Consider the following 23165-nt stretch of genomic DNA (forward strand, 5'->3'; position numbering starts at 1 on the left):
CGTCGTGCCGGCGCTTCTCGTTGCGTTGCGATCAACTGCGTCGACTCACGCCTCGTTCGGCGGTACGAGAAGGTAAATACCGGCTGCCTCGATGGCACGCCTGTTCGGCAATCGCGTACATCGTCGTGGCCGCATCGCCGCGCATCGCATGCAAGCGCGCAGCGTGTCGCGACAGGATGTCCCCCGCATGCACGCCGGCATTCGCAGTCCGCTTCGGCGCGATTGCGGGGCGGACGTGCGCGGCCTGCTCATCCGCCTGCACGAAGCGCTTGTTCCAGCTGCTCGCGATGATCCGGATGTGCAACAGCGATCATTCTCGGAATGCGCTGCGCGAGCGACAGCCCGCGCAGATCGGCGATCCCGTACTCGGTGACGATCACGCATGCATCGCTTCGCGGTATCGTGACGGGCCCCGTCACGCGCGGCACGATGCGGCTGTGCCGGCCGGCAGTCGACGGCAACGCCACGACAGGCACACCGCCCCGGCTGGCCTGCGCCGCACGCAGGAAGTCCGCCACGCCGCCCACCGCGCCCACATACGTGCCGCCGATCGCCTCGGCGTTGATCTGCCCCGTCAGGTCGACCTCCACCGCCGAATTGATCGCGACGAATCGGTCGATCCGGCGCAGCACGTGCGGATTGTGCGTGTACTCGGTGCCGCGCAGCTCGAGCGCGGGGTTGCGGTGCGCAAAGCGGCGCACGCGCTCGGAGCCGATGATCACGCCACCGACGGTGATCCCCGCATCGATCGTCTTGCGTGCATTCGTCACGACACCGGCTTCGCACAACGCCGCGACGCCGTCCCCGATGCTGCCGGTATGCACGCCGAGATCGCGCTTGTCGTGCAAGGCCGCCATCACCGCGTCAGGAATCGAACCGATGCCCGTCTGCAACGTCGCGCCATCTTCGACGAGCGACGCGACGTGCCGGCCGATCGCCAGCTCGACCGGCCCCGGCGCAGTGGCCGCGGCCTCTGGAAACGATGCATCCGATTCAACCAGCAGGTCGATGTCGGCCGCGCCGAGCGTCGGGCTGCCGTAGGTCCACGGCACGTCGGGATGCACTTCGGCGACGATCGCGCGCGCATGCTTCACCGCTTCGACCAGGTATTCGCGTGCCAGCCCGAGGCTGTAGCGGCCCTGTTCGTCCGGCGGCGATACCTGCAGCATCACGACGTCGATCCGCAGCCGGCCGTCGCGGATCAGCTCCGGCAGTTGCGAATAGTGCGCCGGAAGAATGTCGAGCACCCCGGCACGGGCGAGCGCACGATTCGATCCGCTGCCGCAGTAGGCGAGGAAGTCGAACGCATCGGCATGCTCGGGCGCGAGCACGTCGGAGAGACCGATCCCGAGGAAGATGCGGATCCGCTTCAGGCGCTCGCGCTGCGCAACGAGTGCGCGCATCAGCGTCACGGGCTCGGCGTGCGACTGGCCCCACATCACTGTATCGCCGGGACGAATGATCGCGGCAAGATCCACGCTGCCGCCGGACGCGACGGCAGCGCTCGCGCGGCCCGGAATCTCCTGTGCGAGGTCGTTCATGCAGATCGAGCCGGCGACACCGGCGTAGTCACGGGAAACTCCGGCCCGCGCTTCTCGCGGAACGATTTCACGCCTTCGCGCACTTCGGCCCCGCCGAAACCGAACATCTCCAGTGCGAGCGACGCGTCGAACGTCGGCCCGGCCTGGCGCAGCCAGTTGTTGAGCGCGTACTTGGTCCAGCGTGTCGCCGACGGCGCGCCGTTCGCGAGCCGCACGGCGATCGACAGCGCGGTTTCCTGCACGTCCGCGTCATCCACCGCGACGGAGACGAGGCCGATCTGTTCGGCCTTCTCGCCGTTCACGGGCTCGCACAGCATCAGGTGATACTTCGCCTTCGCCATCCCGCACAGCAGCGGCCAGATGATCGCCGCATGATCGCCGGCGGCGACGCCGAGCCGCGTGTGGCCATCGACCAGGCGCGCGGTCCGGCCGGCCACCGAGATGTCCGCGAGCAGCGCCGCCACCAGGCCGGCGCCGACGGCCGAGCCGTGGATCGCCGACACGATCGGCTTCGAGCAATTGATGATGTTGTAGACGAGATCCTTCGATTCGCGCCACACGCGCACGCGTGCGTCGAACGAGTCGATCATTTCCTCGACCATGTCGAAGTCGCCGCCGGCGGAAAACGCCTTGCCCGCGCCGCACAGGATCACGGCGGAGACGCTCGGATCCTCGTCGACTTCCCGCCATACGCGCGCGAGTTCGTCATGGCCGCGCGCATCGAGCGCGTTGAGCCGCTCCGGCCGGTTGAGCGTGATGCGCAAGACGCCTTTCGCGGGGCGGTCGAACGCCAGGCTTGAATACGACGCGTAGTCGGACGCGTGCTGACTGCTTTCGGACATGATGCTTCCCTTTCCATGTTGGGCTCGCCGGGCGGCGTGGCGATCGTTCCGGACGCATCGGTTGGCCAGCGTCCGGGGACCTCCTTGAACGCAGCCGACGGCATCGCGAAACCCGATCGGTGTCGATGTCCATCGTGTGCGCCACCGCTGGACGCGTCAATCCACGCGCGGGCGTTGTTCCGTACGTCGGAACGGCCGCGTGCCACGTGCGCGTCGACGTATCGCGATCCGGCACGCGCGACGCGTTCCACTGGCTTCACGCACGTTCCGAAGTACGGAATCGTCGGGCAAGCAGTCTTGACGCCACGACCGTCGAACCGACACTGTGGGTTCTCCCCGAGTGCCCCGGTTTTTTTCGCGTGGCTGAGGGTGAGTGGTCGAATGGAAAGGAGACGCAGAATGAAGGTATCGCTCGCGACCGAACGTCTCGCAGACGCGAACGTCAAGGCCGGCGTGGCCGATTGCAGGACGGACACCGCGCAGAAGCGGCGCACGGAAAACTGCGCACCGAACATGCGGGTCGCACGCGAGGCCGCACGCGACAGCGCCAACGCGGAAGACGCGGCGCTGTGGCGATGGTTTGCCGAGTTGCTGGACGATCGTCGGATCCGCTGGTGCCACAGCGGTCGCGGCTGGTTGATCAGTGTCGATCACCGTCATGTCGCAACCGGCGCGCAGTTCGATCAGGCGATGCGCATCGCGAAGGCCAATGTCGAAGCCGACGACATCGAACACGCGGGTGCTGCCCGAAAGCGCAAGCGTATCCAGTAATCGGTTTCGATCTGTCAGCTGGACGCAACACGAATCAGCATTGCTTCACGCGCGACAGGCCCATGAACAACAATGAAAGGGCCGACCGCGAATGCGCCGATGCGCATGTCTCAGCCAGCCTCCGTGCTGCGCACTTCTCCCATCGCCCTGCCCTGATGCGGCTTTACCCTTAAGGGTCTCCACGCTGATTGCCGGGCCCGCGACGCCGTCGTTTTCAATGCACGGAATCTCTCGGCCCAAGCGGTTGACCGGCGACATTCGCCCCGAATCTAATCGATCAACGCTGCGATGACATGAGGTTCCGGATTCGGTTGAATTGATCAGGACGAGCGTTTCACCTGGTCTTCGATCCGACTCCATTGATCTGCTGTACTGATCAAATGTCAGACGAAAAATCGCAGCGCCATACAACATGAATTCAGAAGAAACTTTGGAGACGTTCAATGAGAAAGACGATTGCGCTTTGCGCAGCAGCCGGGTTCGTCAGTGGGACAGCGCATGCGCAAAGCACCGTGCAGCTCTACGGCATTCTTGACGAAGGGATCAACTACGTCAGCAACGCATCGGGCAACCACCAGTACGCAATGGCAAGCGGCGTGCTGAACGGCAGCCGCTGGGGGCTGCGCATCAAGGAGGACCTCGGCGCGGGCTATGGTGTGGTCGCCGTGATGGAAAACGGCTTCGACGTCAATACCGGCAAACTCGGCCAGGGTGGGCTCGGGTTCGGGCGGCAAGTCTATGTCGGCCTGTCCAGCCCTTACGGCACGATGACGCTCGGGCGCCAGTACGATTCCGTCGTCGATTCCCTCGGCCTGTTCGAGGCGGGCGATCAATGGGGCGGCTACCTCGCTGCCCATCCGTCCGACAACGACAACTTCAACAACACGAACCGCGTCAACAACGCGATCAAGTACACCAGCCCGGTCTTTCACGGCTTGACCGCGACCGCCCTCTACTCGCTGGGCGGCGTGCCGGGGCGCACCGGCCGCAACCAGATCTGGTCGGCCGGCGCCAGCTACACGAACGGCCCGCTCGCGCTGGCCGCGGGCTACCTCAATGTCCGGAATCCGAATACGTCGTTCTACGGTTCGGGCGGCACCGTCGCCGCGACCGTCAACGAAGTGCCCGGCTCGAACTTCGGTGCATCGCCGGTAATTTCGGGTTATGCATCGGCGCATACGCTGCAGGTCATCGGCACGGGCGCCGCGTACACGATCGGTGCATTCACCGTGGGCGCAACCTATTCGAACACGCAGTTCCGCGGCCTCGGCGATACCACGACGGGCCCGGTCCCGGCAGGCGGCATCGCCGGCACGGCGAAATTCAACAACGCCGAGCTGAACGTGAAGTATCAGATCACGCCGGCCTTCCTCGTCGGCGCCGCGTACGTCTACACGAAGAACAGCGGTGCCGATGGCCAGAACGGCGCGCACTACAACCAGGCATCGTTCGGTGCCGACTACTTCCTGTCGAAGCGGACCGACGTGTATTTCGTCGGCACGTATCAGCGCGCCAGCGGGACGGATTCGACCGGCCGTATCGCAGTTGCATCCATCAACCAGTTGACGCCGTCGACGTCCAATCACCAGACGGCGCTGCGCGTCGCCATTCGACACCGGTTCTGATACGCCGCGATCGCGTCGATCGGGATCCGGAAGCGCCGCAAGGCGCCGCGAACCTGCTGGAGCAACATGATCCGGCGGGTGCGTGGCGGCTTGCGGCGCGATGCGTTTGGAGCGAGTCGGACGGATCGGTGCTTTCGATTGTCCGACTCGGCAGGGTGGAGGCGACCGGCCGCAACGAGGTCCCGGCGCTCAGTACGACTTGACCGCCACCGTGGCCGGCGACTCGCTCAACGGGACAAAATGGCGCGTCGCGCCGTCGAGTGCGTCGATGCGCCCCATCTCGATGTCGTAGACCCAACCGTGCAGATTCATCCGTCCTTGCTCGAGCGCGAGGGCGACCGACGGATGCGTGCGCAGGTTGGCGAGCTGCGCGATCACGTTCTCGCGCACCAGGCCGTCGAGCTTGGCCCGGGGGGAGTCGAACTGATGCGCGGCATTGATGGCTTTCGCGGCATCGGAATGGCGCAACCAGTTCGCAACGGCCGGCATATGGTCCAGGCACGTGCACCGCGAGATCGCGCCCATCGCGCCGCAATCCGAGTGCCCGCAAATGACGATGTCCCGCACGCCGAGCACGGCGACCGCATATTCGACCGTGGCGGACACGCCCCCCGGTTCCGGTCCGTACGACGGAACGATGTTGCCCGCATTGCGAATCACGAACAGTTCGCCCGGCTCACGCTGCGTCAGCAATTCCGGCACCACGCGGCTGTCCGAGCACGTCACGAACAGCGCCTTGGGATTTTGGGTGGTCGCGAGCTGCTTGAACAGCTCGACACGTTGCGGATAGACCTCGCGCTGAAAGCGCAGGAAACCGTCGATGATGTCGCGCACGGGGATTCTCCTGATACGAATTCGCGGCGGGCGGCAACGCGATCGTTCGCTGCCGTCCGCCAAGGCGGGCGCCATTATCGCAGATCGCGGCGTCGTGATCAGGTCGCCGCGGACGTCGGCCGGCCGGACCACCTCATCGCACCCTCTTGCACGCACCGCCCATCCGACCCCGTCTGCTCGCGACCGAAAACACGGCGCGAGACGGGGACGTCCATAGTATCGACGCACCACCCCAAGTTGGCGGCGGCACCCTTGATTAGATGCCCGGTTTCGGTATATTTGCGAAACACACGAGGGGATGGCGTGCTCGCAAAGGAATCGCGCCGTCAAAAACGACCAAAAAACATATAACCGAGAAAAACGATTATGTCCGGCACCTACGACCCTACGCTTGTCGTCATTTCCTGCTTGCTTTCGATCCTCGCATCATTCACGGCACTCAATGTCTCCGATCGACTGAATCTCATCGGGAATCGTTCGATCTGGCCTTGGATCGCGTTAGGTGGTTGCATCATGGGGCTCGGTATTTGGTCGATGCATTTCGTCGCCATGCTGGCATTTCACCTGCCTGTCGCTGTTGAATACGATATTCCTGCGACAGTCGCGTCCTTGTTCATTGCGATTGCTGCATCGGCGGTCGGCTTTGTACCGCTTTCCCGTTTCAATCTGCACTGGCCGCTGCTCATTGTCAGCGCAATCGTCATGGGACTGGGCGTCGCCGGCATGCACTATCTCGGCATGCAGGCAATGAGCATCTGCTCCGGGATTCGATACCAGCCGTGGTTGGTCGTGCTGTCCGTCATCATCGCGATCCTGGCAAGTGGCGCCGCCTTGTTGCTTGCGTTCGATCTGCGCCGGCCGAGCACATTCGGCAGAACACGCCAGATCGGTTCGGCAATCGTCATGGGCGTTGCCGTGTGCGGGATGCATTATTGCGGCATGGCAGCGGCAAGTTTCGAGAAAGGCAGCTACGCGACAGCGACCTTCTACAATCTCCCCGCACCGTGGTTGGCCGGTATCGTCGTGACGTTCAGCCTGGTGATTTTCGCGATCGCCACGGTGATCATGCTTCTGGATGCCAGAACCAATACCCAGGCGCGAGTGCGAGTTCAGGCGACCTTGAGCAGCCATCTCGATCGACGGAATCCCACTCGCTGACAGCGCATGATCGATTTCATCCGAAATCGTGAAACGCGATGTTCAAGCTGCATCCGGTGCAATCCGGCGGGCGACGGCCGTGGCTCCCGAGTCGGCGGCCGGCGTCTGCGGGCGCGCATGACGCGACAGTTGGCGCCCGACGCGATGCTGCGTGTGATCGACGGCCCGTGGTTCGGGGCGGGCGAAGCGAAGTAATCGTGCGTTGTCGCACCGCCCGCGATCGGCACGCGGAATGGTGCCGGCCGGCCGCCGCCGAAATCGACCGGCGGCGGCAGCGCACCGCGCTCAAGCAACCGCCGGCTCGTCGCGATGCACCGGGAACCAGCCCTTCATCGCATCGATAACCCCCCACAGCTTGTCCGGAATGACCAGTTGCGGCACGTCAACCGGATGCAGCTGCGTGCGAATCGCAGCAGCCTCCCCGCGCATCGCCTGCTCGACCCACGCGGGATTCATCACGAGCCCCTTCCCGACCGCCACTACCGACAGGCCGAGCGCGAGCGCAGCTTCCGCCTGCGCGGGCGTCCGGATCTGGCCGGCCGCAATCACCGGCACGCGCTGCTGCACGGCCGCCACCACACGCTCGATCGTGCGGCGCTCGTCGGTCGCGTCGAGTGGCTTCGCGTCGAGCAGATCGGCCAGCGACACGTGGATATAGTCGATGCCCGCGACGATCAGCCGGTCGATCAGCGTCAGCGCATCGTCGACGCGCAGCCCGCCCGCATCGGGCTCCTCCGGCGAGATCCGGTAGCCGAGCAGGAACGGACGATCCGCATGCTGCGCGATCACGCGCCGGATTTCGGCGACCAGCGCAAGCGGAAAGCGCATCCGGTTCTCGAGCGAGCCGCCCCATGCATCGGCGCGCTGATTGAACCGCGGCGAGAAGAAATTCTGGATCAGGAAACCGTGCGCGCCGTGCAGCTCGATGCCGTCGAAGCCCGCTTCGATCGCGCGTCGCGTGGTTTCGCCGAACGCGCGAATCATCTCGCCGATCTCGTCGTGCGTCAGCGCGCGGCTTTCGAGCTCGCCGTTGTTGAACGGGCCCGGCGGCGCCTTCATCGCGCTCGCGCTGACGAGCTCGCCGTCCGGCACGAGCGCCGGCACGGCCTTGTTGCCGGCGTGGAAGATCTGCAAGATCGCCGGCGCCCCGCCGCTCTTCGCGGCCTGCGCCAGCGCGCGCAGGCTCGGCGTGTAGCGATCGTCGTGCGCGGCGAATTCGTCGGTGAAACCGATACCGTTTTCCGTCACGTGCGTGCAGCCGGTCAGCACCGCGCCGACGCCGTTCACGCGACGACGGTAATACGCGAGTTCCTGGTCGGACACCGTGCCGTCCGGGTTGGACGACCACGTGGTCATCGGCGCCATCAGCACGCGGTTGCGCAGCGTGATGCCGTTCGGGAACGTGAACGGCTGAAACAACGAAGCAAATTGCTGGGTCATGGGAATTCCTCGGGGCCGTCGCAACGCGACGCATCGCGTTCGTGGGACGGCACGGATATGAAAGGCGCGGCTCGAGGCCGCCATTGCATCGCGGTCGCTTCCGGCAGGCGGCGGGTTGCCGCCACGCACCGGTTCTTTCGCGAACCCTCGTATCGTAGGTCCCGATTTGCATTACTCAAGCGTACAAAACTGACAACAGTTGTATGCGCACCTTAACAATCAACGCGTCATGCAGCGCTGCCCCGCTTTCGCGCATCGCATCGCTCTGTAAAGTATGGCTTAACACTGAAGTTGTCTTTGGGCGATATATCCGGATCAATTTCCTGCCTATGATGGGTTCATACCGCTTCACTCGAGCCACTCATCACCGGAGTTACCGATCATGCAAAAAGTCAGCTTCAAGAACCTGAACGGCCAGGGCATCACGATTGCCGCCGTCATCCACTTCCCGGAAGGTTTCGATCAAGGCAAGCATTACCCGGCCGTGGTCGTCGCTCACCCGGGCGGCGGCGTGAAGGAGCAGACCGCCGGCCTGTACGCGAAGAAGCTGGCCGAGCACGGCCTCGTCGCGATCGCGTTCGACGCGTCGTATCAGGGCGAAAGCACCGGTGAGCCGCGCCAACTCGAGAACCCTTACGTCCGTACCGAAGACGTCAGTGCCGTGGTCGACTACCTGACCACGCTGCCGTATGTCGACGCCGAGCGGATCGGCGCGATGGGCATCTGCGCAGGTGGCGGCTATGCGGCGAACGCGGCCATCAACGACCGGCGCATCAAGGCGCTCGGCACCGTCAGCGCAGTAAACATCGGCTCGATGTTCCGCAACGGCTGGGAAAACACCGTCAAGGATGCCGAAGCAATTCCATACGTCGCGGCCGGTTCGCAGGCACGCACCGGCGACGCATCCGGCGCGCAGCTCGCCACGCTGCCGCTCGCGCCGATGCGCAAGGAAGACGCGCCGAACAAGGAACTGGAAGAAGCATGGGAGTACTACCATACGCCGCGCTGCGCGCATCCGAACGCACCCGGCTTCATGACTGCCCGCAGCCTCAACCAGATCATCACGTACGACGCGTACCACAAGGCTGAAGCGTTCCTCACGCAGCCGCTGCAGATCGTGGCCGGCAGCGTCGCGGGCAGCAAGTGGATGAGCGACGACCTGCTCGCCCGCGCGGCCAGCGCCGACAAGCACCTGCACGTGGTCGAAGGCGCGAACCACATGTCGCTATACGACGTGCCGCAGTTCGTCGACGAAGCCGTTGCCGTGCTCGCGCCGTTCTTCAACGGCAAGCTGTAGCGCGCGCATCCACACGGCACGGCACCGCGCCACGGCGGCCGGATCGTGCGACGTGAACGACGGCCGGCTTGCCTCCCCCGGGCAAGCCGGCCGCATGCGTTGGGGCATTGATGCCGTCATGCTTGCGGATCGGCGTCGCGACAGATGCCGCGCAGGAATGCGCCCGCTGCCGCAATGCGCTCGCCCTCCTTCAGCCCGCAAGCGGCCCCCTGCACGCGGCCGCTTCCCGCCCCTGGCTCACGCCACACGCCGCCTCCCCTCCCGCACAGCATCTCCGTATAAACCCCAATGACGGTCTCGCGATTTGAGCGCCAAACTAACTACCAGTTGTTAGGTTGATGCCTAACGATGAATCAGGCGACCCCATCAACAGGCCAAGACCATCATGACGACGCAGATGAAACCCATCCGTTCCTTCCTCTTCGTTCCAGGCAACAAGCCGACCTGGATCGAGAAGTCCATCCAATCGAAAGCCGATGCGCTGATCCTCGATCTCGAGGACAGCGTGCCGCCCGCACAGAAAGTCGAGGCGCGTGAAATCGTCCGGTCGAAGCTCGCGTGGCTGGCCGAGCAGAAGCAGCGCATCTGGGTGCGCATCAACCGCAGCGCGCACCTTTACGACTTCGACGACATCCTCGCGATCGTGAACCCGGTCGTCGAAGGCATCGTGATTTCGAAGCCCTGCGGCCCGGAAGACATCCACACGGTGTCGTCGATGCTGGCCGAAGCCGAATACCGCGCGGGCGTCCCGGTCGGCCATACGAAGGTGATCCCGCTGCTGGAAACCGCTCGTTCGCTGGAGCTCGCGTACGACATCGCGCAGCACGAGCGCGTACCGGCCATCGTCGGCGCCACCGCGAAAAATGCCGACGTAGCCCGCGCCCTGAAGACCGTGTGGTCGCTCGAAGGCCGCGAGACCCAGTACCTGAAATCGCGCATCGTGATGGCCGCGCGCGCCGCCGGCAAGCTGCCGATCGGCGGCGTGTGGCAGCAGGTGCACGACCTCGAAGGACTGAAGGTGTCGTCGGCGAACGACCGCCAGCTCGGCATGAGCGGCGAGCTGGTGCTGCATCCGTCGAACGTCGAGATCGTCAACCGCACCTACAGCCCGACCGAAGAGGACGTGGCGTTCTACCAAGGCATGATCGACGCGCTGGACCAGGCCCAGGCCGAAGGGCGCGCATCGTGCATCTACGACGGCGAGCACATCGACATCGCCCACGCGAAAACGGCGCGCGAAATCATCGAACTCGCCGAGTCGTTCAATCGCTGATCGCTTCCCGGACACCCAAGGAGACAGAAAAAATGGCAGGCCTTTACTTCGAAGAATTCAAGCCCGGCATGGTGATCGAGCATGCGATCCGCCGCACCGTGACCGAAACCGATAACGTGCTGTTTTCGGCGATGACCTACAACTGCGCGCCGCTGCACATCGATGCCGAATACAGCAAGAACACGATGTACGGCCAGCGCCTCGTGAACAGCATGTTCCTGCTCGCGCTGGTGGCCGGCATCACCGTGTACGAAACCACGCTCGGCACGACGCTCGGCAATCTCGGCTTCGGCGAAATCGCGTTCCCCAAGCCCACTTTTCACGGCGACACGATTCGCGTGGAAACCGAAATCGTCGACACGCGGCTGTCGAAGAGCCGCACCGATTCGGGCATCGTCACGTTCAAGCACGTCGCGAAGAACCAGCGCGACGAGATCGTGTGCACGGCCGTGCGGACGGGCCTGATGATGTTGCGCCCGGCCGGCAACGCGTAACGGCGCCCTGCAGGAGAATCGATCATGAACTACCAGCTCACAGCCGACCAGCAGGCGATCGTCGACGCCGCACAAAAGATCTGTGCGGACTTTCCGCTCGAATACTGGCGCAACAAGGACAAGAATCATCAGTTCCCGCATGAATTCTTCGACGCGGTCGCGAGCGGCGGCTGGCTCGGCATCTGCATGCCGGAAGACGTCGGCGGCGCGAATCTCGGCGTGACGGAGGCCGCGCTCTTCATGCGCACGGTCGCCGAATGCGGCGGCCAGGCGGCGGCGTCCACCATCCACATGAACATCTTTGGCCTGCAGCCGGTCGTGCATTTCGGCTCGGACGCGCAGAAGCAAGCGTGGCTGCCGCCGTTCACGCGCGGCGAGCACAAGGCTTGCTTCGCGGTGACCGAGCCGGACACCGGCCTCGACACGACGAAGCTGAAGGTCGTCGCGAAGAAGCAACCCGACGGCAATTACCTGATCTCGGGCAAGAAAGTCTTCATCTCGACCGCGCAAGTGGCCGACCACATGCTGATCCTCGCGCGCACCACGCCGATCGAGCAGGTAAAAAAACACAGCGAAGGGCTGAGCCTGTTCTATACGAAGCTCGATCGCCGATATGTCGACATCCGCGAGATCGACAAGCTCGGCCGCGCGGCGGTCGACACCAACGAACTCTTCATCGACGACCTGCCGGTGTCGAAGGACGAACTGATCGGCGAGGAAGGCAAGGGCCTGAGCTACATCTTCCACGGGATGAATGCGGAGCGCGTGCTGGTGGCGGTCGAGCAGGTCGGCATCGGTCGCGCGGTGCTCAATCTCGCGACGCAGTACGCGAAAGAGCGCGTCGTGTTCGGCCGCCCGATCGGCCAGAACCAGGGCGTCCAGCATCCGCTGGCGCGCAACTGGGCCGAGCTGGAAGCGGCGAACCATATGATCTTTGCGGCCGCCGACCTGTACGACCGCGGGCAGTCGTGCGGCTCCGAGGCGAACGCCGCGAAGCTGCTGGCATCCGAGGCGTGCATGAACGCATGCCAGACCGCAATCCTCACGCACGGCGGCTTCGGCTATGCGAAGGAGTACCACGTCGAGCGGTTCATGCGGGAAGCGTGGATCGGCTACATTGCCCCTGTCACCCCGCAACTCATTCTGTCGAACATCGCTGAACGCAAGCTCGGATTGCCGAAGTCCTACTAAGCGCGGCCATCCGCCGGCGGTTCCCGCATCGGGCATCGCCGGATCGCGGTCGGTGCCGGCCATGCAGGCCGGGCACCGACCGCACACAAGATTCAGGAGACAAGCATGTCAGCTGCAAGACCTCTGGACGGCATTCGCGTCCTCGATTTGACCGTGGCGTTGGCCGGCCCCTACGGATCGCTGTTGCTGGGTGGAATGGGCGCCGAAGTCATCCGTGTCGAGTCCCCCGGTGGCGGCGATATTGCGCGCAACAATCCCCCGTACGTCGGCAAGGATGGCGTCCACTTCGGCGTGAAGGGCGACGACGAAGTGTCGCTGACCATTCTCAACCGCGCACGCAACAAGAAGAGCATCACGCTCGACCTGAAATCCGAACAGGGTCGCGCGCTGTTCATGGAACTGGTCAAGGAATCCGACGTCGTCATCGAGAACGCGAGCGAAGGCGTCACGGCCCGCCTGGGCGTGGATTACGAAAGCGTGCGCCAGGTCAACCCGAAGATCGTCTATGCGTCGATCAAGGCGTTCGGCGAACCGAGCCCATACAAGAACCTGAAAGGCATGGACATCATCGTCCAGGCGCTGTCGGGGATCATGGACGTGACCGGCTTCGCCGATGGCCCGCCGACACGCTCGGGCCTGCCGATCGCCGACCTGATCGCGCCGCTGTATGCGGTCAACGGCATCCTCGCGGCATTGATTCACCGCGGCCGGACCGGCGTCGGCCAGTGCGTGCAGGTATCGATGCTCGATTGCCTCGCATCGCTCGTGGCCGAGGAGCATTTCGACGTGTTCCTCAAGCACGGTTACGCGAAGCGGTCGGGCAACTTCCAGGATCGGCTGGTGCCGTTCGGCGTGTACGGCACGCGCGACGGCTATGTGGCGATGGTGGCCTTCCAGCCCGACTGGTTCCAGAACCTGATGGAAGCCGTGGGCCGGCCCGAGATGGCCACCGATCCGCGCTACGCGACACGCGGCCCACGCATGAAGCATGCGACCGAGATCAACGCGATCATCGAGGCGTGGACGCGCCGCCACACGACGGAAGAAGTGATCGCCGAGCTGCAGGTCAAGCGCGGCGTGCCGGCCGCCCCGGTACGCTCGCCGCTCGACGTGCTCAAGGATCCGGTGCTGCAGGAGCGCGGCGCCGTGGTGCGGCTCGAGCACCCGGGCCTCGCCGACGTCAACGCGATGGGCATGGGCCTGCCGATCAAGCTGTCCGGGACGCCTGTACAGTTCGACCAGCCCGCGCAGGCACTCGGCGCCGCCAACGACGAGATCTACCGGGAGCTGCTCAAGCTGCCGGAAGAGCGACTGCAACAACTGCGCGACGCGGGAGTGATCTGATCATGCCCGCAGCCCCCTCCCGTTCCGGCCCGTTGGCCGGCATCAAGATCGTCGAGATCGCGGGCATCGGCCCCGGGCCGCTGGCCGCGATGTTCCTCGCCGACCTCGGTGCCACCGTGATCCGCGTCGATCGCAAGGAGCCGTCCGGCATCGGCGCACCGCGCCCGGTGCAGTTCGATCTCGGGCTGCGCAACCGCAAGTCGATTCGCGTCGACCTGAAGGATCCGGCCGCCGTCGACATGGTGCTCGACCTGATCGCCAACGCCGACGCGCTGATCGAAGGGTTTCGCCCCGGCGTGATGGAGCGCCTCGGCCTCGGGCCCGAACCGTGCCTCGCGCGCAACCCGCGCCTCGTCTACGGCCGCGTGACCGGCTGGGGGCAGGACGGCCCGCTGTCGCAGGTGGCCGGGCACGACCTGAACTACATCTCGATCACCGGCGCACTGCACGCGATGGGCCGCGCGGGGCAAGCGCCAACGCCACCGCTCAACGTGCTCGGCGACTATGCGGGCGGCTCACTGTATCTCGCGTTCGGGCTGCTCGCGGGCATCCTCGAAGCGCGCGGCTCCGGCCAGGGCCAGGTGGTAGACGCCGCGATGGTGGACGGTGTCGCGTCGATCATGACGGTGACGATGGGCCTGCATGCGGCCGGCATGCTCGACAAAGCGCGCGGCACCAACCTGCTCGACACCGGCGCACCGTTCTACGAGGTCTACGTGTGCGCCGACGGCAAGTACGTGAGCGTCGGCCCCATCGAAGGCAAGTTCTACCGGTTGCTGCTCGAACACCTCGACCTGCAGGATCACCCGCTGCTGCAGGCGCAGATGGATCGTGCGCAGTGGCCGCAGGCCAAGCAGGTTTTCGCCGAAAAATTCAGGGAGCGCACGCGTGACGAGTGGACACAACGGCTCGGCCATCTCGACGCGTGCGTGGCGCCCGTACTCGACTTCGACGAAGCGCCGAGCCATCCGCACCTCCACGCACGCGGCACGTTCGTCGACCTCGACGGCGTGACGCACCCGGCGCCCGGCCCGCGCTTTTCGCGCACGCCGGCCGCACGGCCCGAGGCGCCCGCGGCACCGACGACCGACAACGCGATCGCCGCGCTGCAGGGCTGGCTGCCCGACGCGCAGATCGACGCCTGTCGCGCGCGAGGCACCTTCATCTGAGACCCGACTGACATGACCACCCCTACTCCCGAGCTCGCGGCGCTGGATCGCCTGACGAGCGGCCGCTCCACCTGTCGCGCGTACCGGCACGACGCGCTGGACGTCGAGCTGATCCGCAGCATCGTCGCCATGGCCAGCCGCTCGGCGTCGTGGTGCAACGTGCAACCGTGGCAACTCGTGATCACCGAAACCGCGGAAAGCACCGAGCGCTTTCGCGACGCGCTGATGCAGCGGGTCCAGGATCATCCGGAGAACGAATCGGATCTGCCGTTCCCGCCGAGCTACCAGGGCATCTACGGCGAGCGCCGGCGCGGCGCCGGCATTGCGCTCTATGCGTCGCTGGGCATCGGCCCGAAGGACCGCGAGCGCAGCGCCGAGCAGGCATTCCGCAACTTCCGCCTGTTCGATGCGCCGCACGTGGCGATCGTCACGGTGCCGGCGGAACTGGGCCCGTATGCCCTCGTCGATGCAGGCGGCTTCGTGTCGTCGTTCCTGCTCGCGGCCTATGCGCACGGCGTCGCCACCACGCCGCAGGGCGCACTGGCCCGCCATGCGCATTTCGTCCGCGACTATTTCGACATCCCGGATACACAGCACATGATCTGCGCGATCTCGTTCGGTTACGCGGAAGACGAACACCCGGTCAACCGGTTCCGCACCACCCGCGCCGGTGTGGACGACCTGACGCGTTTCGCGTGAGCGTGGCACGCTGTGCACGATCGAGATCGATGCAAGGAGATGCGAGCATGGCCGAACGTATTCACGAACTGCTGGATCGCTGGCTGACCGATGCCCCCGAACGGCCGTTCATCCATCTCGCCGACCGCACGCTGAGCTATGCGGACGTCGGCGCGCTGGCCGATGCGCTCGCGCGCGAACTGCGCGACGACGGTGTGCGCGCCGGCGATCGCGTGCTGGTGGTGGCCGAGAACTGCCCCGAGCACGCGGCGCTGCTGATCGCGTGCAGCCGCGTCGGCGCGTGGTCGTGCGGCGTCAATGCGCGCATGGCGCCGGGCGAAGTCGACGCATTCGCCGCAAAGGCCGACGCGCGCGTGCTGTATTTCACATCGGAAGTTTCGCCGGCCGCCGGCGCCCATGCGGCGCGGCACGATGCCCGCCCGTCCTGCGTGGGCGGCCTCGCGCGCAGCGCCGTGCGCGCCGCGGCGCAGGTCGAACCCGAACCGCTGGCGAGCGACGTCGCCGCGATCATCTTCACGTCCGGCACGACGGGTGCGCCCAAGGGCGTGATGATGACGCACCGCGGCGTGCTGCATTTCGCACGCGTCTCCGCGCAATCGCGCGCGCTGGGGCCGGACGACAAGGTCTACGCGTACGCGCCGATGACGCACATCTTCGGGCTGGGCACGGTGCTGCTCGCGTCGCTGCATGCGGGCGCCGCGCTCGAAATGCGCTCGCGGTTCGAGCCGGCGGAGCTGTTCGACGCGCTCGCGCACCGGCGCGTGAGCCAGGTGCAGGGCCCGCCGATGCTGTTTGCCCGCCTGCTTCAGCACGGCGAGGAACAGCACATCGCGCACCCCGACGCCCCGCACCTGCGCTACCTGTACGCCGGCGCCGGGCCGCTCGACAGCGCGCTCAAGCAGAAGGTCGAGGCGATGTTCGGCCAGACCCTGCATCACGGCTACGGACTGTCGGAATACGCGGGCTCGCTGCACGCGACGCGGCTGGGCGAAACGCGCCACGACACCAGCGCGGGCTACGCGTTTCCGGGCGCCGAACTGCGCATCGTCGATCCGGCCAGCGGCCGCACGCTGCCGGCCGGTGAGCGCGGCGAAGTCTGGCTGCGCGGCACGGGCCTGATGCCCGGCTATTTCCGCGATGCGGCCGCCACCGCCGACGTGATGCGCGACGGCGGCTGGTACGCGTCCGGCGACCTGGGCGAACTGCACGACGACGGCGCGCTGTTCATCGTCGGACGGCTCAAGGACATGATCATCCGCTCCGGCTTCAACGTGTATCCGGGCGAAGTGGAACAGGCGCTCAACGGCTTCCCCGGGATCCGGAACTCGGCCGTGGTCGGCCAGAAGGAAGCAGACGGCAACGAGGCCGTCGTCGCGTTCGTCGAACTCGATGCCGGGCATCCGCTCGACGAAGCCGCGTTGCGCCGGTATCTGCGCGAACGGCTCGCCGCCTACAAGCACCCGGCGCGCATCATTCCCATCGATGCACTGCCGTTCAACGGCAACGGCAAGCTCATGCGGCGGGAATTGCTGGCGCGGCTGTAACGCGCGAAACAGCGCCGGCGCGGTTTCCCCTTCCCCGAAAAAACCGCAAAATCTGCAAACCCGCCGACCCTACATTGCTCCTCCAGGAGCCCGCAATTGAAAACCCGAACCCTGACCCAATACGCCCGGCGCATGGACCCCGTCCTGCGCTGGCTGGCAAGCCACCCCGACGCCGACCCGGATCTGTATCTGCTGGCCGACCTCGCGTGCTTGTCGCCGTATCACTTTCATCGCGTCTACCGCGCGATGCTCGGTGAGACGGTGAACGCCACCGTGCAGCGCATTCGCATGCACCGCGCGGCGGTCGCACTGGGCGGGACCGGGGTGCCATTGCGCGACGTTGCGCAACGCGCCGGCTATACGTCGGACGCTGCCTTCAACCGCGCGTTCGGTGCGACCTTCGGCCTGTCGCCGGGGCGCTACCGCGCGGCCCGCTCCGTTCCGTTCAATCCACAGGAGCTCGGCATGTATCCCGTTACCATCGAAACCTTCCCTGGCGCCGTACTGGCCGCATTGCCGCACCACGGCAGCTATCAGGAGATCGGCCCGGTCTTCACCCGTGCGTTCATGCTGGCCGCCGCCCGCGGCCTGGCGCGCCCCGAGGCGATCGGCTTCGGCGTGTATTTCGACGATCCCGAGCAGATGCCGGCCGACCGCTTGCGCTCGATGGCCGGCATGTCCGTCGCACCCGACGCCGAGGTGGGCGGCGAGCTGGAACGCTTCGAGATCCCCGCCGGCCGCTGCGCGATCCTGACCTACACGGGGCCGTACAACGAAATGGACCGCCCGTATAACTGGATGTTCTCCGAATGGCTGCCCGCGAGCGGGATGGTGCCGGCCGACTTTCCGATGTTCGAGCAGTACCTGAACGACCCGCGCAGCACGCCGCCCGCGCAGTTGCAGACACGCATCTGCATGCCGGTGAAGTAAGCGCCGCGCGGCCACGCGGAGTCACGCCGGGGCCGGTCCGGCGCTGGCCTGTTCCGGCCGTGCACACTCACCGGGGCAGGCTGCGATCGTCCTGGCGTCTGTACGCGCTCACCGGAGGGATCACCCCCTAACCCAGCCAGCGCGCATCGGGCCAGTCGCCCTGGTCGAACGTGGCCTTCACGCAGTCGAGCAGCACGGCGACCACGCAGCGCACCGGCGCCGTGGCTTGCCGGCTGCTGGGCGCCGCGAGCACGATCGTGCGGCGGACGCCCGGCGACGCGAGCGGCGCCGCGGTCAGGATGCCGCGCTCGACCTCCTGCGTCACGCCGACGGCCGGCAGGATCGTCCAGCCGTGGCCTTGCGCGACCAGTTCCTTCTGCACGCTCAGCGCATTGGTTTCGGCGAAGACCTGCAACGTCACGCCCGCCTCCGCCGCCGCATGCTCGATCGCGGCCCGCAGGCCCTGCGGCGCGGACGGCAGGATGAACGGCTCGCGCGCGACCCGCTCGAGCGGCAGCGGCCGCTTGCGCGACAGCCCGGCCGACGGCGCCGCGACGGCCCACAGACTCTCGTCGATCAATGCCTTGACGTGCAGCGCGGGCGTCTCCTTCTGCCCGTACAGCAGCGCCGCATCGACATCCCCCGCTTCGAGCCAGTCCTGCAGGTGGCCCGCATAGCCGATCGTGAGCCGCAGCCGGATGTGCGGGTAGCGCCGCGCGACCTCGCCCGCGAGACGCGTCGCCAGCAGATCCGACGTGCTGGCCAGCAGCCCGATGCTCACGATGCCCGCCACCGGCCCCTCGGTCGGCTGGATCTCGGCCTTGGCCCGCGCCACCTCGTTGAGGATGCGGCGCGCGTACTCGAGCATCGTCTTGCCCGACGGCGTGAGCTGCATGCCGTGCCGGCTGCGGTCGAACAGTTCCGTCCCCATGTCCTCCTCGAGCAGGCGCAGCTGGCGCGACACGGCCGGCTGCACGAGATTCAACAGGCTCGACGCCCGGGTGACGTTGCCCGTTTCGGCCACGGTGACGAAGGCGCGCAGTTGCTTGAGATCCATCGCGGATACCTCGATACCAAAAACTGATTTGGCGATCAGAAAATTCTATTGTTTAAGAAATCCATCAAAACTTATTATGGACTCAACCCATGCCAATGACGAGACACGATTCATGAGCGCCTCCGTTTTCTCCGCCCCCGACCAGTACCAGGAAATCCGCGACGCGGTACGCGGCCTGTGCAATCAGTATCCGGCCGAATACCACCGCAAGATCGACGAGGCGCGCGGCTACCCCGAAGCGTTCGTCACGGCCCTCACGCAAGCAGGCTGGCTGGCCGCGCTGATTCCGCAGGAATACGGCGGCCCGGGCCTGTCGATGGCCGAGGCGTCGGTCATCATGGAAGAGATCAACCGCTCCGGCGGCAATTCGGGCGCGTGCCACGGCCAGATGTACGTGATGAACACCATCGTGTTCAGCGGCACCGAAGCGCAGAAGCAGCGCTACCTGCCGCGCATCGCGGCGGGCGAACTGCGCGTGCAGTCGATGGGCGTGACCGAGCCCACCACCGGCAGCGACACCACCAAGCTCAAGACCACGGCCGTGAAGAAAGACGGCCGCTGGGTCATCAATGGCCAGAAGGTGTGGATCTCGCGGGTCCAGCACAGCGACCTGCTGATCCTGCTCGCACGCACCACGCCGCTCGACCAGGTGCAGAAGAAGAGCGACGGCCTGTCGTGCTTCATCGTCGAGCTGGACAAGGCGATCGGCAACGGCCTCACGGTGCGCCCCATCCTCAACATGGTCAACCACGAGACCAACGAGCTGTTCTTCGACAACCTGGAGCTGCCGGAAGACGCGCTGCTCGGCACCGAAGGCAAGGGGTTGAAGGTGATCTTCGACGGCCTGAACGCGGAGCGCACGCTGATCGCGGCCGAATGCATCGGCGACGGCTACTGGTTCCTCGAGAAAGCGCGCGACTACGCGAGCGAGCGCAAGGTGTTCGGCCGCCCGATCGGGCAGAACCAGGGTATCCAGTTTCCGCTCGCCGAATCGTTCATCGAGCTGGAGGCCGCGAACCTGATGCGCTGGCGCGCCTGCGAGAAGATCGACGCACGCCAGAACGCCGGAGTCGAAGCCAACATGGCCAAGTACCTGGCCGCGAAGGCAAGCTGGGAAGCGGCCAATGCGTGTCTGCAAACGCACGGCGGCTTCGGCTTCGCATGCGAATACGACGTGGAGCGCAAGTTCCGCGAAACGCGCCTGTACCAGGTCGCGCCGATTTCCACCAACATGATCCTGGGGCATGTAGCCGAGCACGTGCTGCAGCTCCCCCGTTCCTACTGATTCCGGAAGGATTCCTCTCCATGAAGATTCTCGTACCCGTCAAGCGCGTGGTGGACTACAACGTCAAGGTTCGCGTCAAGGGCGACGGCACCGGCGTCGACCTCTCGAACGTCAAGATGTCGATGAACCCGTTCGATGAAATCGCGGTTGAAGAAGCCGTCCGCCTGAAGGAAGCCGGCGTGGCGACCGAAGTGATCGCGGTATCGGTCGGTGTCGCGCAGGCGCAGGAAACCCTGCGCACGGCGCTGGCGATCGGCGCGGATCGCGCGATCCTCGTCGAATCGAACGACGGCGTCGAGCCGCTGGGCGTCGCGAAGATCCTGAAGGCGCTGGTCGACAAGGAACAGCCGCAACTGGTGATCGTCGGCAAGCAGGCGATCGACGACGATTCGAACCAGACGGGCCAGATGCTGGCGGCGCTGGCTGGCTTCCCGCAAGCGACGTTCGCATCGAAGGTCACGGTGGCCGACGGCAAGGCAACGGTCGCACGCGAAGTCGACGGCGGCGCGGAAACGCTGTCGCTTCAACTGCCCGCAGTCGTCACCACCGACCTGCGCCTGAACGAGCCGCGTTACGTGACGCTGCCGAACATCATGAAGGCGAAGAAGAAGCCGCTGGAAACGGTGAAGCCGGAAGACCTGGGCGTCGACGTTGCCCCGCGTCTGAAGACGCTGAAGGTGGTCGAGCCGCCGAAGCGCGCGGCCGGCGTGAAGGTGCCGGACGTGCAGACGCTGGTCGAGAAGCTGAAGACCGAAGCCAAGGTACTGTAAGAGGGAGCGGAAAAAATGACGATTCTGGTGATTGCAGAACACGACAACGCGTCGATCAAGGCCGCGACGCTGAACACGGTGGCGGCGGCCGCCGAAGTTGGCAAATTCGTCGGCGGCGACATTCACGTGCTGGTCGCGGGCCACAATGCGCAAGGCGCAGCCGATGCGGCAGCGAAGATCGCAGGTGTGTCGAAGGTACTCCTGGCCGATGCGCCGCAACTCGAAGCGGGCCTCGCGGAAAACGTCGAAGCCACCGCGCTGAACATCGCGAAGGATTACTCGCACATCCTCGTGCCGGCCACGGCCTACGGCAAGAACGTCACGCCGCGCATCGCCGCGAAGCTGGACGTCGCGCAGATCTCCGAAATCACGGCGGTGGTGTCGGCCGACACGTTCGAGCGCCCGATCTATGCAGGCAACGCGATCGCGACGGTGCAGTCGGGCGATTCGATCAAGGTGATCACCGTGCGTGCGACCGGGTTCGATGCGGTGGCAGCGGAAGGCGGCAGTGCAGCGGTCGAGACGATCGCAGTGGCAGCCGATGCCGGCAAGTCGCAGTTCGTGAGCCGCGAAGTGACGAAGCTGGACCGTCCGGAGCTGACGAGCGCGAACATCATCGTGTCGGGCGGCCGTGGCCTGGGCAGCGGCGAAAACTACACGAAGGTGCTGGAGCCGCTGGCCGACAAGCTGAACGCGGCACTGGGTGCGTCGCGCGCGGCAGTCGACGCCGGTTTCGTCCCGAACGACTACCAGGTCGGCCAGACCGGCAAGATCGTCGCGCCGCAGCTGTATATCGCAGTCGGCATCTCGGGTGCCATTCAGCATCTGGCCGGCATGAAGGATTCGAAGGTGATCGTCGCGATCAACAAGGATCCGGAAGCACCGATCTTCAGCGTGGCGGACTACAGCCTCGAAGCCGACCTGTTCGCGGCCGTGCCCGAGCTGGTCAACGCACTCTGACGGCAAGGTCAGCCGGCGCCTGGCATGCAGGCGCCGGCTGCCTGCCGGACGCTTCCATCATCGAGCACGAAACACCATGAGTGTCGAGCCTTCCGAATCCTTCGACGCGTGGGTCGGCCGCAGTGAAGACAGCGCGGACCGGATTACCCGGGCCCCCGTCCGTCTGCTGCAGGCGACACTGGACTCCGCGAACCCATCCGAACTCCCCGCGACGCTGCCGCCGCTGTGGCACTGGCTGTACTTCCTGCCGGGCGAGCGCCAGTCGAACATCGGTGTCGACGGCCACCCGCAGCGCGGCGGCTTCCTGCCGCCCGTCACGCTGCCGCGCCGCATGTGGGCCGGCGGACGGCTGCAGTTCCTGCGCCCGCTGGCCGTCGATGCGCCCGTGCAGCGGCGGTCCACGATCCTGAGCGTGCAGAGCAAATCCGGCCGTAGCGGCCAGTTGGTGTTCGTCACCGTCCTGCACGAAACGAGCGACGCCGAGGGCGTAGCCATCCGCGAGGAGCAGGACATCGTGTATCGCGACGCGCCGCCTCCCGCCGCGGCCGGTGCACCGGCACCGCAGCCGGCACCGGCGCCGACCGACGAGCAGTATTCGCGCGTCGTCACGCCCGACCCGGTGCTGCTGATGCGCTTTTCAGCCCTCACCTTCAACGGCCACCGGATTCACTACGACCGGCCTTACGCCATGCAGGAGGAAGGTTATCCGGGCCTGGTGGTGCACGGCCCGCTGATCGCGATGCTGCTGCTGGAGGAACTGCGCCGCACGCACCCCGAGAAGACTGTACGCAGCTTCGAGTTCAAGGCCGTGAGCCCGCTGTTCGACACCGCGCCGTTCACGGTGAACGGCACGCTCGACGGTCATGCCGCCCGCCTGTGGGCACGCGGCCCGCAAGGGCAGCTGGCCATGCAGGCCAGCGCCGAACTGGAATAACGATCCG

The 23165-nt window shown here is 65.8% G+C and carries 22 protein-coding genes; 17 read left to right on the forward strand and 5 right to left on the reverse strand.

The genetic code is table 11. The features are described 5' to 3' along the window. Nucleotides 1-248 precede the first annotated feature (248 nt). A complete protein-coding gene (locus tag BCEP18194_RS03700) occupies nt 249-1541 on the reverse strand; it encodes an acetyl-CoA hydrolase/transferase family protein (protein ID WP_011349966.1) in 1293 nt (430 codons plus the stop codon). After that, nucleotides 1538-2383 carry an enoyl-CoA hydratase/isomerase family protein gene (locus BCEP18194_RS03705; RefSeq protein WP_011349967.1) on the reverse strand — a complete coding sequence of 282 codons (846 nt, stop codon included), beginning with the start codon at nt 2381-2383 and terminating at the stop codon, nt 1538-1540. Before BCEP18194_RS03705 ends, BCEP18194_RS03700 begins: the two co-directional genes overlap by 4 nt. Before the next feature lie 399 nt (nt 2384-2782). On the opposite strand from BCEP18194_RS03705, the gene BCEP18194_RS03710 reads away from it, so the two are divergent. Beyond that, nucleotides 2783-3154, forward strand: a complete 372-nt coding sequence (locus BCEP18194_RS03710) for a hypothetical protein (protein ID WP_244272787.1) — start codon at nt 2783-2785, stop codon at nt 3152-3154. A 443-nt stretch (nt 3155-3597) separates the two neighbouring features. Next, nucleotides 3598-4779: a porin gene (locus BCEP18194_RS03715; RefSeq protein WP_011349969.1), complete on the forward strand. Its 1182-nt coding sequence runs from the start codon at nt 3598-3600 to the stop codon at nt 4777-4779. A gap of 189 nt (nt 4780-4968) precedes the next feature. On the opposite strand, the gene BCEP18194_RS03720 is transcribed toward BCEP18194_RS03715, so the two are convergent. Then, the gene (locus BCEP18194_RS03720) at nt 4969-5613 is read right to left on the reverse strand and encodes a carbonic anhydrase (protein ID WP_041492480.1); all 645 of its coding nucleotides are present in this window, start codon (nt 5611-5613) and stop codon (nt 4969-4971) included. A gap of 366 nt (nt 5614-5979) precedes the next feature. On the opposite strand from BCEP18194_RS03720, the gene BCEP18194_RS03725 reads away from it, so the two are divergent. Both BCEP18194_RS03725 and BCEP18194_RS03730 read left to right on the forward strand, forming a co-directional pair. Further along, nucleotides 5980-6771 carry an MHYT domain-containing protein gene (locus BCEP18194_RS03725; RefSeq protein ID WP_011349971.1) on the forward strand — a complete coding sequence of 264 codons (792 nt, stop codon included), beginning with the start codon at nt 5980-5982 and terminating at the stop codon, nt 6769-6771. A gap of 6 nt (nt 6772-6777) precedes the next feature. After that, nucleotides 6778-6966, forward strand: a complete 189-nt coding sequence (locus BCEP18194_RS03730) for a hypothetical protein (protein ID WP_041492481.1) — start codon at nt 6778-6780, stop codon at nt 6964-6966. A gap of 90 nt (nt 6967-7056) precedes the next feature. On the opposite strand, the gene BCEP18194_RS03735 is transcribed toward BCEP18194_RS03730, so the two are convergent. Continuing rightward, nucleotides 7057-8211, reverse strand: coding sequence for an NADH-dependent flavin oxidoreductase (locus BCEP18194_RS03735; RefSeq protein ID WP_011349973.1), 1155 nt, complete (start codon nt 8209-8211; stop codon nt 7057-7059). 382 nt (nt 8212-8593) lie between these two features. Between BCEP18194_RS03735 and BCEP18194_RS03740 the strand changes: the two genes are divergently transcribed. The 9 genes from BCEP18194_RS03740 (at nt 8594) to BCEP18194_RS03780 (ending at nt 18152) form a co-directional block, all read left to right on the forward strand. Further along, nucleotides 8594-9508 carry an alpha/beta hydrolase gene (locus BCEP18194_RS03740; RefSeq protein ID WP_011349974.1) on the forward strand — a complete coding sequence of 305 codons (915 nt, stop codon included), beginning with the start codon at nt 8594-8596 and terminating at the stop codon, nt 9506-9508. 385 nt (nt 9509-9893) lie between these two features. Then, a complete protein-coding gene (locus tag BCEP18194_RS03745) occupies nt 9894-10781 on the forward strand; it encodes an HpcH/HpaI aldolase/citrate lyase family protein (protein WP_011349975.1) in 888 nt (295 codons plus the stop codon). 32 nt (nt 10782-10813) lie between these two features. Continuing rightward, a complete protein-coding gene (locus tag BCEP18194_RS03750) occupies nt 10814-11275 on the forward strand; it encodes a MaoC family dehydratase (protein ID WP_011349976.1) in 462 nt (153 codons plus the stop codon). Nucleotides 11276-11299: 24 nt separating this feature from the next. Further along, entirely contained in the window at nt 11300-12466 is a 1167-nt protein-coding gene (locus tag BCEP18194_RS03755; RefSeq protein ID WP_011349977.1) for an acyl-CoA dehydrogenase family protein, read from the forward strand. Nucleotides 12467-12571: 105 nt separating this feature from the next. Then, the gene (locus BCEP18194_RS03760; protein WP_011349978.1) at nt 12572-13810 is read left to right on the forward strand and encodes a CaiB/BaiF CoA transferase family protein; all 1239 of its coding nucleotides are present in this window, start codon (nt 12572-12574) and stop codon (nt 13808-13810) included. A gap of 2 nt (nt 13811-13812) precedes the next feature. Then, nucleotides 13813-14979 carry a CaiB/BaiF CoA transferase family protein gene (locus BCEP18194_RS03765; protein ID WP_011349979.1) on the forward strand — a complete coding sequence of 389 codons (1167 nt, stop codon included), beginning with the start codon at nt 13813-13815 and terminating at the stop codon, nt 14977-14979. Between the two features lie 12 nt (nt 14980-14991). Continuing rightward, complete coding sequence (locus tag BCEP18194_RS03770) at nt 14992-15678, forward strand: nitroreductase family protein (protein WP_011349980.1); 687 nt, start codon at nt 14992-14994, stop codon at nt 15676-15678. 47 nt (nt 15679-15725) lie between these two features. Then, nucleotides 15726-17222 (forward strand): class I adenylate-forming enzyme family protein, encoded by a 1497-nt coding sequence (locus BCEP18194_RS03775; RefSeq protein WP_011349981.1) that lies wholly within the window; start codon nt 15726-15728, stop codon nt 17220-17222. Between the two features lie 96 nt (nt 17223-17318). Continuing rightward, nucleotides 17319-18152 (forward strand): AraC family transcriptional regulator, encoded by an 834-nt coding sequence (locus BCEP18194_RS03780; RefSeq protein WP_011349982.1) that lies wholly within the window; start codon nt 17319-17321, stop codon nt 18150-18152. 127 nt (nt 18153-18279) lie between these two features. On the opposite strand, the gene BCEP18194_RS03785 is transcribed toward BCEP18194_RS03780, so the two are convergent. After that, entirely contained in the window at nt 18280-19209 is a 930-nt protein-coding gene (locus BCEP18194_RS03785; protein WP_011349983.1) for a LysR family transcriptional regulator, read from the reverse strand. A gap of 112 nt (nt 19210-19321) precedes the next feature. Here BCEP18194_RS03785 and BCEP18194_RS03790 point away from each other — a divergent pair, with 112 nt between their 5' ends. The 4 genes from BCEP18194_RS03790 (at nt 19322) to BCEP18194_RS03805 (ending at nt 23158) form a co-directional block, all read left to right on the forward strand. Further along, nucleotides 19322-20494 (forward strand): acyl-CoA dehydrogenase family protein, encoded by a 1173-nt coding sequence (locus tag BCEP18194_RS03790; RefSeq protein WP_011349984.1) that lies wholly within the window; start codon nt 19322-19324, stop codon nt 20492-20494. 20 nt (nt 20495-20514) lie between these two features. Continuing rightward, the gene (locus BCEP18194_RS03795; RefSeq protein ID WP_011349985.1) at nt 20515-21264 is read left to right on the forward strand and encodes an electron transfer flavoprotein subunit beta/FixA family protein; all 750 of its coding nucleotides are present in this window, start codon (nt 20515-20517) and stop codon (nt 21262-21264) included. Nucleotides 21265-21279: 15 nt separating this feature from the next. Further along, on the forward strand, nt 21280-22224 hold the full coding sequence (locus tag BCEP18194_RS03800; RefSeq protein WP_011349986.1) for an electron transfer flavoprotein subunit alpha/FixB family protein: 945 nt from the start codon (nt 21280-21282) through the stop codon (nt 22222-22224). Nucleotides 22225-22300: 76 nt separating this feature from the next. Next, the gene (locus tag BCEP18194_RS03805) at nt 22301-23158 is read left to right on the forward strand and encodes an FAS1-like dehydratase domain-containing protein (RefSeq protein WP_011349987.1); all 858 of its coding nucleotides are present in this window, start codon (nt 22301-22303) and stop codon (nt 23156-23158) included. Nucleotides 23159-23165 lie beyond the last annotated feature (7 nt).

The sequence above is a fragment of the Burkholderia lata genome (assembly GCF_000012945.1).
GTDB lineage: Bacteria > Pseudomonadota > Gammaproteobacteria > Burkholderiales > Burkholderiaceae > Burkholderia > Burkholderia lata.

Excerpts from the sequence above, each read along its gene's own strand:
- BCEP18194_RS03755 (WP_011349977.1), top strand. The coding sequence starts at position 11,300 with ATGAACTACCAGCTCACAGCCGACCAGCAGGCGATCGTCGACGCCGCA.
- BCEP18194_RS03770 (WP_011349980.1), top strand. The coding sequence starts at position 14,992 with ATGACCACCCCTACTCCCGAGCTCGCGGCGCTGGATCGCCTGACGAGC.
- BCEP18194_RS03765 (WP_011349979.1), top strand. The coding sequence starts at position 13,813 with ATGCCCGCAGCCCCCTCCCGTTCCGGCCCGTTGGCCGGCATCAAGATC.
- BCEP18194_RS03740 (WP_011349974.1), top strand. The coding sequence starts at position 8,594 with ATGCAAAAAGTCAGCTTCAAGAACCTGAACGGCCAGGGCATCACGATT.
- BCEP18194_RS03760 (WP_011349978.1), top strand. The coding sequence starts at position 12,572 with ATGTCAGCTGCAAGACCTCTGGACGGCATTCGCGTCCTCGATTTGACC.
- BCEP18194_RS03795 (WP_011349985.1), top strand. The coding sequence starts at position 20,515 with ATGAAGATTCTCGTACCCGTCAAGCGCGTGGTGGACTACAACGTCAAG.
- BCEP18194_RS03730 (WP_041492481.1), top strand. The coding sequence starts at position 6,778 with ATGATCGATTTCATCCGAAATCGTGAAACGCGATGTTCAAGCTGCATC.
- BCEP18194_RS03725 (WP_011349971.1), top strand. The coding sequence starts at position 5,980 with ATGTCCGGCACCTACGACCCTACGCTTGTCGTCATTTCCTGCTTGCTT.
- BCEP18194_RS03775 (WP_011349981.1), top strand. The coding sequence starts at position 15,726 with ATGGCCGAACGTATTCACGAACTGCTGGATCGCTGGCTGACCGATGCC.
- BCEP18194_RS03715 (WP_011349969.1), top strand. The coding sequence starts at position 3,598 with ATGAGAAAGACGATTGCGCTTTGCGCAGCAGCCGGGTTCGTCAGTGGG.
- BCEP18194_RS03750 (WP_011349976.1), top strand. The coding sequence starts at position 10,814 with ATGGCAGGCCTTTACTTCGAAGAATTCAAGCCCGGCATGGTGATCGAG.
- BCEP18194_RS03735 (WP_011349973.1), bottom strand. The coding sequence starts at position 8,211 with ATGACCCAGCAATTTGCTTCGTTGTTTCAGCCGTTCACGTTCCCGAAC.
- BCEP18194_RS03805 (WP_011349987.1), top strand. The coding sequence starts at position 22,301 with ATGAGTGTCGAGCCTTCCGAATCCTTCGACGCGTGGGTCGGCCGCAGT.
- BCEP18194_RS03700 (WP_011349966.1), bottom strand. The coding sequence starts at position 1,541 with ATGAACGACCTCGCACAGGAGATTCCGGGCCGCGCGAGCGCTGCCGTC.
- BCEP18194_RS03785 (WP_011349983.1), bottom strand. The coding sequence starts at position 19,209 with ATGGATCTCAAGCAACTGCGCGCCTTCGTCACCGTGGCCGAAACGGGC.
- BCEP18194_RS03745 (WP_011349975.1), top strand. The coding sequence starts at position 9,894 with ATGACGACGCAGATGAAACCCATCCGTTCCTTCCTCTTCGTTCCAGGC.
- BCEP18194_RS03790 (WP_011349984.1), top strand. The coding sequence starts at position 19,322 with ATGAGCGCCTCCGTTTTCTCCGCCCCCGACCAGTACCAGGAAATCCGC.
- BCEP18194_RS03800 (WP_011349986.1), top strand. The coding sequence starts at position 21,280 with ATGACGATTCTGGTGATTGCAGAACACGACAACGCGTCGATCAAGGCC.
- BCEP18194_RS03705 (WP_011349967.1), bottom strand. The coding sequence starts at position 2,383 with ATGTCCGAAAGCAGTCAGCACGCGTCCGACTACGCGTCGTATTCAAGC.
- BCEP18194_RS03710 (WP_244272787.1), top strand. The coding sequence starts at position 2,783 with ATGAAGGTATCGCTCGCGACCGAACGTCTCGCAGACGCGAACGTCAAG.